General features: G+C 68.4%; 15 protein-coding genes. 3 read left to right on the top strand and 12 right to left on the bottom strand.

The annotated features are described in order from the left end of the window. Positions 1 to 13: 13 nt before the first annotated feature. Together ASD34_RS20080 and ASD34_RS20075 are read left to right on the top strand one after the other, a co-directional pair. Positions 14 to 994 carry a GlxA family transcriptional regulator gene (locus ASD34_RS20080; RefSeq protein WP_056580871.1) on the top strand — a complete coding sequence of 327 codons (981 nt, stop codon included), beginning with the start codon at positions 14 to 16 and terminating at the stop codon, positions 992 to 994. Positions 995 to 1,021: 27 nt separating this feature from the next. Next, complete coding sequence (locus tag ASD34_RS20075; protein WP_235510135.1) at positions 1,022 to 1,549, top strand: GNAT family N-acetyltransferase; 528 nt, start codon at positions 1,022 to 1,024, stop codon at positions 1,547 to 1,549. Here ASD34_RS20075 and ASD34_RS20070 read toward each other — a convergent pair whose 3' ends face one another. Both ASD34_RS20070 and ASD34_RS20065 read right to left on the bottom strand, forming a co-directional pair. Then, on the bottom strand, positions 1,550 to 2,191 hold the full coding sequence (locus ASD34_RS20070) for an ATP-binding cassette domain-containing protein (RefSeq protein WP_056580868.1): 642 nt from the start codon (positions 2,189 to 2,191) through the stop codon (positions 1,550 to 1,552). It abuts the gene before it with no gap. 52 nt (positions 2,192 to 2,243) lie between these two features. After that, positions 2,244 to 3,149, bottom strand: a complete 906-nt coding sequence (locus tag ASD34_RS20065; protein WP_157609716.1) for a LysR substrate-binding domain-containing protein — start codon at positions 3,147 to 3,149, stop codon at positions 2,244 to 2,246. A gap of 134 nt (positions 3,150 to 3,283) precedes the next feature. On the opposite strand from ASD34_RS20065, the gene ASD34_RS20060 reads away from it, so the two are divergent. Then, positions 3,284 to 3,967 carry an FMN-dependent NADH-azoreductase gene (locus ASD34_RS20060; protein WP_056580865.1) on the top strand — a complete coding sequence of 228 codons (684 nt, stop codon included), beginning with the start codon at positions 3,284 to 3,286 and terminating at the stop codon, positions 3,965 to 3,967. Between the two features lie 9 nt (positions 3,968 to 3,976). Here ASD34_RS20060 and ASD34_RS20055 read toward each other — a convergent pair whose 3' ends face one another. The 10 genes from ASD34_RS20055 to ASD34_RS20010 form a co-directional block, all read right to left on the bottom strand. After that, positions 3,977 to 4,879: an SDR family oxidoreductase gene (locus tag ASD34_RS20055; protein ID WP_056580862.1), complete on the bottom strand. Its 903-nt coding sequence runs from the start codon at positions 4,877 to 4,879 to the stop codon at positions 3,977 to 3,979. A gap of 117 nt (positions 4,880 to 4,996) precedes the next feature. Further along, positions 4,997 to 5,935, bottom strand: coding sequence for a glutathione S-transferase family protein (locus ASD34_RS20050; RefSeq protein WP_056580858.1), 939 nt, complete (start codon positions 5,933 to 5,935; stop codon positions 4,997 to 4,999). A 41-nt stretch (positions 5,936 to 5,976) separates the two neighbouring features. Then, on the bottom strand, positions 5,977 to 7,617 hold the full coding sequence (locus ASD34_RS20045) for an isovaleryl-CoA dehydrogenase (RefSeq protein WP_056580855.1): 1,641 nt from the start codon (positions 7,615 to 7,617) through the stop codon (positions 5,977 to 5,979). 96 nt (positions 7,618 to 7,713) lie between these two features. Continuing rightward, positions 7,714 to 8,730: an NADP-dependent oxidoreductase gene (locus ASD34_RS20040; RefSeq protein WP_056580852.1), complete on the bottom strand. Its 1,017-nt coding sequence runs from the start codon at positions 8,728 to 8,730 to the stop codon at positions 7,714 to 7,716. 32 nt (positions 8,731 to 8,762) lie between these two features. Further along, positions 8,763 to 9,233, bottom strand: coding sequence for a PaaI family thioesterase (locus ASD34_RS20035; protein ID WP_082548848.1), 471 nt, complete (start codon positions 9,231 to 9,233; stop codon positions 8,763 to 8,765). Position 9,234: 1 nt separating this feature from the next. Then, positions 9,235 to 10,032 carry an SDR family oxidoreductase gene (locus ASD34_RS20030; protein WP_056580849.1) on the bottom strand — a complete coding sequence of 266 codons (798 nt, stop codon included), beginning with the start codon at positions 10,030 to 10,032 and terminating at the stop codon, positions 9,235 to 9,237. A 134-nt stretch (positions 10,033 to 10,166) separates the two neighbouring features. Further along, a complete protein-coding gene (locus ASD34_RS20025) occupies positions 10,167 to 10,469 on the bottom strand; it encodes a Dabb family protein (protein ID WP_056580846.1) in 303 nt (100 codons plus the stop codon). A gap of 22 nt (positions 10,470 to 10,491) precedes the next feature. Further along, positions 10,492 to 10,731, bottom strand: a complete 240-nt coding sequence (locus ASD34_RS20020) for a hypothetical protein (RefSeq protein ID WP_056580843.1) — start codon at positions 10,729 to 10,731, stop codon at positions 10,492 to 10,494. A 2-nt stretch (positions 10,732 to 10,733) separates the two neighbouring features. Continuing rightward, a complete protein-coding gene (locus ASD34_RS20015; RefSeq protein WP_056580840.1) occupies positions 10,734 to 12,587 on the bottom strand; it encodes an acyl-CoA dehydrogenase in 1,854 nt (617 codons plus the stop codon). An 18-nt stretch (positions 12,588 to 12,605) separates the two neighbouring features. Continuing rightward, positions 12,606 to 13,088, bottom strand: coding sequence for a PaaI family thioesterase (locus ASD34_RS20010; RefSeq protein WP_056580837.1), 483 nt, complete (start codon positions 13,086 to 13,088; stop codon positions 12,606 to 12,608). Position 13,089 lies beyond the last annotated feature (1 nt).

Raw genomic sequence — 13,089 nt, 5'->3', positions numbered from 1 at the left:
AGCCTTTTCAGCCATGCACGATTTCACCGTCCTTGTCCTTCCGGGCAGCTTCGGCACCAGCACCGCCGTCACGCTCGACGTGCTCGCCGCAGCCGCCACGCTCGCACCGCGCCACAAGATGCCCCGCCCGACCTGGCGCGTGGTGTCGCCCGAGGGCGGCCCGGTGCCGCTGAGCAATGGCCTGCGGGTCGACACGGTGGCCATGCCCCGCCGCGCACGCGCCGACGGCTCAACGTGGATCGTGCCCGGGCTCGGTGTCGACAAACCCGCCGACCTCGCACGGCGCCTCACCGACGACAACGCCCGCGCCGCCATCGACGCTGTGCGCCGCCATGCAGCACGCGGCGGCGCGGTGGCGGCGTCGTGCTCGGCGGTGTTCCTGTTGCAGGCGGCCGGCTTGCTGCACGCGCGCCGAGTCACCACGTCATGGTGGCTTGCGCCCGAGCTGCGCCGCCTCGAACCGGCCTGCCACGTCGATGCCGACCGCATGGTCTGCGCCGACGGGCCGGTGAGCACCGCAGGGGCAGCCTTCGCGCAGTCGGACCTCATGCTGCATCTGCTGCGCACGCGCTTCGGCCCCGCGCTGGCCGAGGCCGTGAGCAAGGTGCTGCTGATCGACGGCCGCCAGGCGCAGGCGCCGTTCGTCGTGCCGTCGATGCTGTCCAACGGCAACGAGCTAATTTCGCGCCTCACGCAGCGCATCGAAGCCGCGCTGCCCACGCCGCCCAGCGTGGCGGCGCTGGCCGACGAGTTCGCGATGTCGCAGCGCACACTGGCCCGGCGCGTGCGCGCCGCCACCGGCCTGGGCGCACTGGCGTTGGTGCAGAGCGTGCGGCTCAACCGCGCGCGCATGCTCATCGAGAGCAGCCGCATGACCATCGACCAGGTCGCAACGCAGGTTGGCTATGAAGACGCCACGGCGCTGCGACGGCTGATGCGCAAGTCGGCCGGCGCGCCACCCAGCCGCTTCCGGTCGGCGCTGCAGACTTCGTGACCTCGTTGCCGCAGAATGCGCCGCACCATGACCCGTCCGCTTGTCACCGTTCGTCCCGCCGCCGCGGCCGACGCGCACACGCTCGCCGCGCTGGCGATCCAGGTGTGGCTCGACACCTACGCCACCGACGGCGTGAACGACCTGCTCGGGCGCTACGTGCTGTCGACCTTCACGCCGGCAGCCTTTGCGGCGTGGTCGGAATCCCCCGATGTCGCTTTGCAGGTGGCGCACGCCAACGGCCATCTCGTGGGCTATGCGCTGCTGCAGTTCGGCGCCGCCCAGCCGCTGGCGCCGGGCCGTGATACCGAATTGCGCACGCTCTATGTGCAGTCCCCCTTCCAACGCAGCGGCGTCGGGTCGCTGCTGCTGCGCGAAGCCCGCAGCGCTGCACACGCGCGGACCGGCAGCGATGGCCTGTGGCTCACTGTGAACGTACAGAACCTGCGCGCCTGTGCGTTCTACGAAAAGCACGGGCTGGCCGCGACGGGGCTGACGCAGTTCGTGCTCGGCGAGGCGCGGCACGACAACCACGTGATGGCAACGCCGCGAAACTGATCAGCCCAGCGGCAGCTCGATGCACGCCGCCAGCGGCACCTGCGTGATGCGCTCGCTGCTGGCCACGACCACCGCCCGCCCCTGCTGTGCGATGCGCCGCTCGATCGCCTGCCACAGACCGTGGATCGAACGCGCATCGAGCGCACCGACCGGATCGTCGAGCAGCACCACGGGCCGCCCCGACGCGAGCGCGGCGGCCAACCCGACCTTGCGACGGGAGCCGGTCGACAGCATGAACATCTGCTTCTCCAGATGCGGCGTGAGAGAGAACGCCTCGACGAGGCGCTGCCACTCGGCCTCGTCGAAACCTGCATCACCTTCGCCCAGCAGGGCCGTGCAGGCGTGCACGCTGAGCTGATCGAAAGCCTCCGACGCCGGCTCGCAGAAGAAGACCTGGCGCCGGTAGGCCTCGGGCGCGGCGTCGAGCGCCACGCCGGCCACGCGCAGTGGCCCGCCCGATGCAGGCTGCTGTCCCGCGAGCACGCGCAGCAAGGTCGACTTGCCGCTGCCGGTGTCGCCATACAGCAGCGTGACGCCCTCGCCGATGGTGGCAGACCAGCCGTTGGCCAGCGCGGGCTGGTCGGGGTAGGCGAAGTGCAGATCCTCGATCTGCAGGAGGGAGGAAGCCGGGGAAGGTCTCATGGGGAAGGGCACATCGAAACAACAGTGGATGCGATTGTGTCGCCGCCGCGGCTCAGGGCGAGGCGCCGCCCAACGGCTGCAACCCCCTCACCCACTCGAACACCGCCGCCACCGCCGGCTCCGAGCGTCGCCCCTCCTGGCACACCAGAAAGAACGGCAGCCCCGGCAGCTCGGGCCCGAAGGGCTGCACGAGGTTGCCGGCGCGCAGCTCGTCGGCGATCAGCGCCAGGCTCATCAACGCCACGCCCTGGCCCTGCAGCGCAGCGGACACGGTGTGCGTCTCATCCGAGAACACCGGGCCCGCCGACACGTCGAGGCCCGGCACCTGCGCCTGCTGCTGCCATTCGAACCAGGTGCCCGGCGGGCTCTTGCTGTGGGGCGCCGAGAAATGCAGCAGCGTGTGCCGCGTGAGGTCGCCGCGACGGCGCAGCTTGAGCGTGGGGCTGCAGGCCGGCGCGAAGACGTTGTCGAACAGCTTCTCGGCCACCATGCCGGGCCACTGGCCACGGCCGTAGCGGATGGCGATGTCGGCCGTGACGCCATCGAGCGCCACGGCATCGTGCGAGGCGTGGATGCGCAGGTCGAGCTTGGGGTGCAGTGCACGCAGCGTGCTCACGCGCGGCAGCAGCCAGCGTGCGGCGACGGCCGGCGTGGCCGACAGCGTGATGGCTTGGCGCGCAGGCGGTGCGCGCAGCCGCGCGACCGCATGCGCCATGGCGCCGAACGATTCGCTCAGCACCGCCTGCAGCTCGCGCCCCTGCGGCGTGAGCACCAGTTGCCGCGGCTGCCGGATGAACAGCGCCACGCCCAGCGACTCTTCGAGCTGTCGCACCTGGTGGCTGATGGCCGTGGGCGTGACTGACAGCTCGTTCGCCGCGAGCTTGGCGCTGCAATGGCGCGCCGCGGCCTCGAAGGCGCGCAGCGAGGCCAGCGGAGGAAGGGAATGCAGCAGGGCCATGGCGCGTTGATGGATGAATTGAATTTTCTGCAGCGAGAAGAATTCGTCGTTTGTTCGACGCCGGATGCTTGGATAGATTGGGAACCGTGTCAAGCAAACAGCTGAATTTCCTTCATCCAATCGAGGACCACGCCATGACCACCACCCTGCTCCACATCGATGCCAGCCCGCGTTCGGGCCGTTCGGGCGCCGTCGTCCACGGCTCGCATTCGCGCCGCCTGAGCCACCATTTCGTCAGCGCCTGGCAGGCGGGCCGCCCGCACGACGAGGTGATCTATCGCGACTTCGGCACGGCCCCGCCGCAGGCGGTCACCGGCGACTGGATCCACAGCGCCTACACGCCCACCGAAGCGCGCGAGCCCTGGATGCACGAGGTACTGGCCGAAAGCGACACCTTCATTGCCGAACTGCGCCGTGCCGACGTGATCGTGATGGGCACGCCCATGTACAACTACGGCGCCCCGGCCACCGTGAAGGCGTGGATCGACAACATCGTGCGTGTCGGCGAAACCTTCGACATGGACCCGAGCCTGGACTACCCCTATGTGCCGCTGCTGGCAGAGCGCCCGCGCCACACCGTGCTGCTCACCGTGCACGGCAGCAGCGGCTTCGGGCCCGGCGGCATGCAGGCGCACCTGAATTTCCTGGTGCCGGGCGTCAAGGCCGCGCTGGGCCTGATCGGGCTGCGCGAGGTGTACGACATCGCGGTCGAGCATGCGGAAGACCGCGGCGATCTGCTGGATCGCTCGATGGCCGAGGCGCTGTCGGGCATCGAGCAGCTGGTGCGCGGGCTGCAGGCGTCGCTGCAACCCGCCTGAGCGCGAAGATCAGCCGCGCAGCTGTTCGCGCAGCTTCTGCCCGATTTCGGGGCGCTCCAGGAACGGGTCGGCCGGGTTCGTGATCGACACGATGTTCTCCATGCGGCTCCTCACGTTGCCCAGCGCCTTCGGGTGGCTGAACACGTAGAACTGGTTGTCGCTGATGGCTTCGAACACCTTGTGCGCCACCTCGGCGGCCGTGATCTTGCCGCTGCTCACCGCCTTGTTGCTCATGGCCTGGCCGATGAGCTGGCTCTTGGTGAGCTCGGTGTCCTTCGGCGCGTTCGGGCGGTTGCGCTCGCTGCTGGTGATGCCGGTGGGTACGAAGTACGGGCACAGCAGGCTGGCGCCGATCTGGTCGGTGACCAGGTTCAGGTCCTGGTACATGGTTTCGGTCAGGCTCACGACGGCGGCCTTGGCCGCGTTGTAGATCCCCATGTTGGGCGGCGTGAGCAGGCCGGCCATGCTGGCGGTGTTGGTGATGTGGCCGCGGTAGCTCGGGTCCTTGGCGGCGGCCTCCAGCATCATCGGCGTGAACAGGCGCACGCCGTGGATCACGCCCCACAGGTCGACGCCCAGCACCCATTCCCAGTCGGCCACGGTGTTTTCCCACACCAGGCCACCGGCGCCCACGCCGGCGTTGTTGAACACGAAGTGCGGCGCGCCGAAGCGCTCCTTGACGGCCGCGGCCAGCGCTTCCATCTGGGCCGCGTCGGACACATCGACCTTGCGCGCCAGCACCTGGACGCCCAGGGCCTCCATTTCGGCCTGGGCCTTGTCGAGTGCGTCCTGCTGCACATCGACCAGCACGAGGTTCATGCCGCGGGCGGCGCCGATGCGCGCGCATTCGAGGCCGAAGCCCGAGCCTGCGCCGGTGAGTACGGCGGTCTTGCCCTTGAAGTCCTGGATCATTTGCCGGTGTCCTTCTTGCTGAATGTGTCTGACGTTGAAGCGGAAGCCGCTATTGAAATACGGAACAGTCGCGCGCGCAGTCACGAAGGTGCCCGTCGTGCGCGGATCTTTCGGTCATCAGGCCTCTGTTTTCTTCAGCACGTAGCCGATGCGCGGAAAGTGCACATGCACCGTGCCCGTGCGCTCGCTGCTGCGCTCCAGCGTGTAGTGCGTGCGCGTGGCGGCCACCAGCGTGCCCGGCGTTTCTTCGAGGCCGAAGCTCTCGGCGCGGATGGTGACGGCGCTGCCCAGCGCAATGCCGTGGTCGTCCTGGAAGGTGCTGTCCCTGAGCAGCGTGTGCGGCGCGGCGGCCTTGGCGACGGCGATGGCCTCGTCGCTGGAGAACTTCGCCGACGCGCCGTGGCCGATGGCCGCCATGCGGTCCATCCAGTCGAGCACCGCGGGCGTGAGCTCCAGGATGCCCTTCACCGCCTCGATGCGGCGCGTGTACCAGAGCGGGTGATAGGCGGAGAAGTCGGCAATGCTGGGCACTTCACCGAGCAGGAAGGGCTTGTCGTCGAGCATGTCCGACAGGCGGCGCAGGTACGACTTGTAGGCGCTGGTGGCGTCGGCCGGGCGCAGGCGCGTCATGTTGCCGGCGCTCATCTTGCCGCGGTCTTCGCCGAAGGCCTTGATGGCTTCGGGCGGCGCCTTGGCAAACACCTCGGCCGCGCCCCTGGGCTGCAGGTTCCAGGCCATCGCGGCCCAGAACAGCGTCGTGTCGGCCCACTGCGCGAGGATGCGCGACATGCCCTTCTCGGGCTCCGGGTAGAGCGTGGGCTCGGGCTGCAGGTGCTCCAGCACGTCGGCGATGAGCGCGCTGTCGCAGTACATGTCGGCGCCGATCTGCAGGAACGGCGTCTTGCGGTAGCCGCCGGTGAGCACTTCCACATCGGGCTTGGGCATGATCGGCGGAATGAAGACCGACTTCCACGGCAGCTTCTTCGCGCCGAGGATCAGGCGCACCTTTTCCGAGAACGGCGAGGTGGTGTAGTGGTGGAGGATGAGGTCGGCCATGGCGTCTTTCGTGGAGGTGTTCTTGGTTTGTCGTCCGGCGGTCAGCGCGGCTGCGCCCGCTGGATGATCGAATCGAAATCGGTGCCCGCGCCCAGCGTGCCGAAGGCCTGGCCCCAGTCGCCGCCCAGGCGCGAGGCGCAGAAGGCGTCGGCCACGGCGGCGGGTGCGGTCTGCACCAGCAAGGCCGCCTGCACGGCCAGTGCCACGTCCTGCGCGAGGCGGCGCGCCTCGGCCTCGGAGGCCATGGCCTCGATGCGTGCGGGCAAGGCGTCGGCCAGGCGATCGAGCGCGGCTTGCTGGCCGCGCGCCGGCGCCAGTTCGTGCACCAGCGCGGCCACGGCGTCGCCCTTGCGCAGGCCGCGCAGCAGGTCGAGCGCCATGATGTTGCCGGCACCTTCCCAGATGGAGTTGAGCGGCATCTCGCGGTAGATGCGCGCCATGACGCCCTCACCGCCCTCTTCCACGTAGCCGTTGCCGCCCAGGCACTCCATGGCTTCCTGCGCGAAATGGCTGCCGCGCTTGCAGATCCAGAACTTGGCGACCGGCGTGAGCAGGCGCGCCATCAGCCGCTCGTGTTCGGCGCCTTGCTGGTCGAAGGCCCGGGCGAGGCGAATGGCCAGCGCGGTGGCGGCTTCGCTTTCGAGCGCGAGGTCGGCCAGCACGTTCTTCATGAGCGGTTGTTCGACCAGCGGCTTGCCGAAGGCGTGGCGCTGCGCCGTGTGGTTCAGCGCAATGCCCAGCGCCTGGCGCATGAGGCCGCTGGTGCCGAGCGAGCAGTCCAGCCGCGTCATCGTGCCCATTTCGAGGATCTGCGGAATGCCGCGCCCCTCCTCACCCACCAGCCAGGCACTGGCACGCTGGAACTCGACCTCGGAGCTGGCGTTGGCCTTGTTGCCGAGCTTGTCCTTCAGGCGCTGGATGTGGATGGCATTGCGCGAACCATCGGGCCGCACGCGCGGCAGGAAGAAGCACGACAGCCCGGCCGGCGCCTGCGCGAGGATGAGGAAGGCATCGCACATCGGCGCAGAGAAGAACCACTTGTGGCCGGTGACGGCGTAGCGCTCGCCCCAGGCGTCGCTGCCTTCGCGCACAGCCTGCGTGGTGTTGGCCCGCACATCGGAGCCGCCCTGTTTCTCGGTCATGCCCATGCCCATGGTCACGCCGGGCTTGTCGTGCAGCGGCTTGAGCGCGGGGTCGTACCAGAGGCTGGCGAGCTTCGGGCCCCAATCGGCATGCACGCCCGCGTTGCCGCGCAAGGCGGGCGTGACCGCGTAGGTCATCGAGATCGGGCACAGGATGGACGGCTCCAGCTCGGTGAAGAGCATGAAGCCCGCCGCGCGCAGCACGTGCGGCGAGGCCGATAGGCCGGTCCATGGCGTGCCGTGCAGGCCCGCGCCCACGGCCGTCTGCATCAACGCGTGGTAGCTCGGATGGAACTCCACCTCGTCGATGCGCCGGCCGAAGCGGTCGTGCGTGTGCAGCTGTGGTGTGTGGGTGTTGGCCAGCCGCGCATGCGTCTGCATGGCGGCCGAGCCGAGGGTCGCGCCCAGCTCGTGCAGCTGTGTGGTCTGCAGTGCGGGCGCATTGAACTTCAGCGCATCGCGCAGGGGGCGGTGGGTGTCGAAGAGGTTGTAGTCGACCAGCGGCGTGGGCTGGTTGAAGACCTCGTGAGTCGAGTTCATTCGCATACCTCCATGCTTCGCATTGCGGTGCGCGCTTGCTTGGGGCGGCCCGGCGCGGCGCGCATGACCGGCCTCCTTGCCGTGCGTTTCAAAGCATCAAATGAGCTTCACCAGTTGCTTGCCGAAATTCTTGCCCTTGAGCAAACCCAGGAAGGCTTCAGGGGCGGCTTCGATGCCCTGCGCAATCGACTCGCGCGGCTTGAGCTTGCCCGTGCCCACCAGCGTGCCGAGTTCGGTCAGCGCCTCGGGCCACACTTCCATGTGCTCGCTGACGATGAAGCCCTCGATCTTCAGGCGGTTGATGAGGATCAGCGCCGGGTTCGCCAGCGGCAGCGGCGCACCGTCGTAGCCGGCGATCATCCCGCACAGCGCCACACGCGCGAAGGCGTTGGTGCGCAGCAGCACGGCGTCGAAGATGTAGCCGCCGACGTTCTCGAAGTAGCCGTCGATGCCGTTCGGGCAGGCTTCCTTGAGCGCGGCGCTCATGGTCTTCACGTCGGGGTGCTGGCGGTAGTCGATGCAGGCGTCGAAGCCGAGCTCGTCGGTCACGTACTTGCACTTGTCGGGGCCGCCCGCAATGCCGACCACGCGGCAGCCGCGCGCCTTGGCCAGCGCACCGAAGGCGCTGCCCACGGCGCCGCTGGCGGCGGTGATGACGACGGTTTCACCCGCCTTGGGCGCAATGATCTTCACGAGGCCGTACCAGGCCGTCACACCGGGCATGCCGACCGCGCCGAGGTAGTGCGACAGCGGCACATGCGTGGTGTCGACCTTCTTCAGCGCCCCGGGCTGCGAGCCGTCGACCACGCTGTATTCCTGCCAGCCGCCGAAGCCGACGACCTTGTCGCCCACGGCGTACTTCGGGTGCTTGCTCTCGACCACCTCGCCCACCGTGCCGCCCTGCATCACCTGGCCCAGCGGCTGGGGTTGCGCGTAGCTCTTGGCGTCGTTCATGCGGCCGCGCATGTACGGGTCGAGGCTCATGAAGTGGTGGCGCACCAGCACCTGGTTGTCCTGCAGCGCGGGCGTCTGGCTCGTCACGAGCTTGAAGTTGCTGGCAACGGCTTCGCCCTCGGGGCGATTGTCGAGGTGGATCTGCTTGTTGGTAGGCATGAAGGTGTCTCCGGAAAGGGGATGTGGGTCGGTCAGTCGGTCGATGGCGGACGCATGGCGTTCGCGCTCGCGGGGCCGGTGGGCAGCCGGCGCTTCACGTACTTGAAGGTGCCGGTGGCGTGGGCGCACACGCGCCCCTGTTCGTCGTAGATCCTGGCTTCGGTGAAGGCCAGCGTCGCGGTGCGATGCAGCAGCGTGCCGCGCGCTTGCAGCGGGCCGACCGAAGGCTGCATGAAGCTGGTCTTCATCTCGATGGTGACCACGCCGGTCTCGGGCGTCACGCTGCGCGCAGCGGCGGCCATGGCGATGTCCAGCAGCGTCATGCAGGCGCCCCCGTGCGTCACGTCGAAGGTGTTCAGGTGCTCGGGCTTGGCCGTGTAGCGGATCTCGGATTCGCCGCCCTCGAACTTCGTGAGCTCGAAGCCCAGGTGGCGCGCAAACGGAATCTGGGTCGTGTACGAGCGGATGTTGATGTCGCTGGACGTTTCGGACGATTCGGACATGTCAGGCCGCACCCAGCACCACGCTGACACCGCCGTCCACCGCGACCCACTGGCCGGTGATGTGCTTGCCGGCATCGCTCGCGTACAGCAGCGTGAGGCCCTTCAGATCTTCGTCGTCGCCCAGGCGGCCCAGCGGCGCCGAGGCGGCCATGTGCTCTTCGCCCAGCGTCTTGATCAGGCCGGCCGCCATCTTCGTCATGAAGAAGCCCGGGCAGATCGCGTTGACGTTGATGTTGTACTTGCCCCATTCGGCGGCCAGCGTCTTCGTGAAGCCGATCACCGCGGTCTTCGAGGTGTTGTAGGCCAGCGTCTGCATGCCCGGCGGGTTGCCGTTCAGGCCCGCGATCGAGGCGATGTTGATGATGCGGCCGCGCTTCTTCGGGATCATGTAGCCGTTGGCGATCTGCTGCGCGAGGATGAAGTAGCCGCGCACGTTGAGGTTCATCACCTTGTCCCAGGCCTCGACCGGGTGGCTCTCGGCCGGCGATCCCCAGCTCGCGCCCGCGTTGTTGATGAGGATGTCGACGCCGCCCAGGCGCTCCAGCGTTTCGTCGGCCAGGCGGCGGGTGTCTTCTTCCTTGGAGCAGTCGGCGGCGATCCAGCGTGCATCGATGCCGGCGGCCTGCAGTTCGGCAGCCGCCTGTTCGAGGTCGTCGGCCTTGCGCGAGCTCAGCATGATCTTCGCGCCGGCTTCGCCGAGCGCATGCGCCATCTGCAGTCCGAGGCCGCGCGAGCCGCCGGTGATGAGGGCGGTCTGGCCCGTGAGGTCGAACAGTTGTTGGGTGGTGCGGACGGTCATGGCGAGAGGTCTCCTGTGGGGGCTGGTTTTTCAGGTCAGGGAATGCCGCGGAACCGGCTTTGCCGGGCCGCAGGCGTTGCCCCCTGCAAGGGGGTTGGCGAAGCGACACGATGTGCGCGTAGCCTGGGGGTGAGTCATGTCACGTAGTCCATGCATTGGCGGGCTTCGCGGACCGCGCCGATGAACGGCTTCAGCGCCACATGCTGGGGATGGTCCGCATAGGCCGCGAGCGCGGCGGCATCGGTGAACTCCGAATTGAGGATCAGGTCGTAGGTGGCCTCGAGCCCGGGCTGGGCAATGGCCACCTCGAAACGGTGCGTGCCGGGCGAGAGGCTGGCGCAGGCGTCGAGCAGCGCCTTGGCCTTGCGCAGGTTGGTCGCCTTGTCGGCGCCCTCGGCGTGTTCCTTGAACTTCCACATCACGATGTGCTTGAGCATGGTCGGGTCCTTGTCTTGTTGTCTACTTGAGCCGCGAACGCACGTAGATGAGCACGATGCCGACCGCGGTGACGACGACACCGGGCGCGGCCATCGACCAGCCCAGCGCAGGCTCGGTGCGGCCCGTGGCCACCCCCAGGATCACGAGGAACAGGCCGCCGTAGATCAGGATCCAGATCCACTTCTCGAGCCGCGCATGCGGCTTGGATGGCTTCGGCGGTTGGGCGGCGGGCGGGGGTGAGTTCGGGGCGGCGTTGGCCATTGTCAGAAAGCGTCCTCGGGCAAAGCAGTACAGGTCGGGTCGCGGGTTTCGACCACCTGGAGCCAGGCACCGATTTTCGGCAGCTCGTAGTGGAAGAAATAGTCCGTGGCGCCGATCTTGCCAGCTGTTACCGCCCTCGCCTTCTGTGCGTCGATTTCCAGGGCCCGCAGCGCCACGTCGAGCCAGATCCAGGCCAGCACCGTGTGGCCGAAGGCCTGCATGTAGGGCACGGCGTTGGCCAGCGCGTCGGCCGGGTCGCCGGTGGACCAGGCGGCCTCGGTGGCACTGCCGATGCGCTGCAGCGCGGCGCCCAGCGCCTTCGCGTGCGCCGCCAGCGCGGGCACCTGGGCGGCGCGGCCGATGGTGTCAGTGACGCGGCCCGCCAGCAGCTGCAGGCCGCGGCCCTTTTCCATCAGCACCTTGCGACCCAGCAGGTCGGCCGCCTGGATGCCGTGCGTGCCCTCGTGGATCATGTTCAGGCGGTTGTCGCGCCAGTACTGCTCCACCGGAAAGTCGCGCGTGTAGCCGTAGCCGCCGTGCACCTGGATCGCGAGCGAGTTGGCCTCCAGGCACCACTCGCTGGGCCAGCTCTTGGCGATGGGCGTGAGCACCTCCAGCAGCAGTCGGGCGTCGTCGGCCGTCTGCGCATCGCCGGTCTTCTGCGTGTCGACCAGGCGCGCGCAGTACAGCTCCAGTGCCAGCGCGCCCTCGCAGTACGCCTTCTGGGCCAGCAGCATGCGGCGCACGTCGGCGTGTTCGATGATGCGCACCTGCGGCGCGGCCGAATCCTTGACCACGGCGGCGCCGGCCGCTTCGGGCTTCTTCACCAGCCGGCCCTGCGGGCGGCTCTTGGCGTACTCGAGCGAGGCGTAGTAGCCCGCCATGCCGAGCATGGTCGCGGCAGTGCCGACGCCGATGCGGGCCTCGTTCATCATGTGGAACATGCAGTGCAGGCCCTTGCCGGGCGCGCCGACCAGGTAGCCCACTGCACCGGCCTTGCCGCCGACCGGGTACTTGCCTTCGCCGAAGTTGAGCAGCGTGTTGGTGGTGCCGCGCCAGCCCAGCTTGTGGTTCAGGCCGGCCAGCGCCACGTCGTTGCGCTCGCCCGTGAGTTCGCCCTGCGTGTCGACCATGCGCTTGGGCACGATGAACAGCGAGATGCCGCGCGTGCCCGGCACCAGCTTGCCGTTCTCGTCGGGGATCTTGGCGAGCACGATGTGCACGATGTTCTCGGTCAGCTCGTGGTCGCCCGACGAAATCCACATCTTGTTGCCCGTGAGGCGGTAGCGCGGGCCCAGCGGATCGTTCTGGTAGTCGGCGCCATCGGGCACGGCGCGCGTGGCCACGTCGCTCAGCGACGAGCCGGCCTGCGGTTCCGACAGGCACATCGTGCCGGCCCAGCGGCCCGAGAACTCGTTCTTGGCGAAGACCTCCTTCTGCATGTCGGTGCCGTGCACCATGAGCAGGTTGGCGTTGCCGCTGGTGAGCATGTTCGAGCCGATGCTCACCGACGCCATCGCGAAGAAGCTGTTGGCGGCGGCCTGCACCGTGTACGGCAACTGCATGCCGCCGATCTCGTAGTCTTGCGCGGCGCTCATCATCCCGGACTCGACGAAGGCCTTGTGCGCATCGTGCGTGGCCTGCGGCAGGATGACTTTCTCGCCGTCGAAATGCGGCTCCTGCGTGTCGACGGTGCGGTTGAACGGCGCGTACTTTTCGCGTGCAATGCGCTCGCAGGTATCGAGCACGGCATCGAAGGTCTCGCGCGAGTGGTCGGCAAAACGCTCGCTCTGGTTGAGCTTCTCGGCGTCGAGCCAGTCGTAGAGCAGAAAGTCGAGGGTGGGACGCAGGCTCATGGTGATGTCTTCTTCAGGCTACGACTTCGCGGGCGGCGAAGTCTTCTTCTTCGGGGAATCGGGCAGCGTGGCGATGGTGCCCTGCGCCAATGCGCAAAGCTTCTCGGTGCCGTCGTCGGCCACCGCCACCACCTCGCAGGTGCACACGGCCTGCGAGCTGCCGGTGTGAACGGCGCGGGCGCGCGCGATCAGCCGCTGGCCGATGGCGGGCCGCACGTAGTTGATCTTGAACTCGGAGGTCACGACCGGCACGCGCAAGGCGCTGCCGCCCGCAAAGGTCAACGCGTTGTCGGCCATGTAGCTCACGATGCCGCCATGGGCGAAACCGTGCTGCTGCTTCAGCTGCGCGGTGAGCGGCAGCTGAAGCTCCGCATGGCCCGGCGCGAGCGCGTGCAGCTCGGCGCCGATCAGCACACTGAAGGGCTGCGCAGCGAGCACGCTGCGCCCGTATTCCAGGACGGCTTCGGGCGAGACCTCCTGGTCCGGACCCAAGCCGGACATG

The organism is Variovorax sp. Root473 (assembly GCF_001426505.1).
Classification (GTDB): domain Bacteria; phylum Pseudomonadota; class Gammaproteobacteria; order Burkholderiales; family Burkholderiaceae_C; genus Variovorax.
The sequence above is the reverse complement of the archived record's forward strand: the minus strand, read 5'-3'. Positions and strand labels throughout refer to the sequence as shown.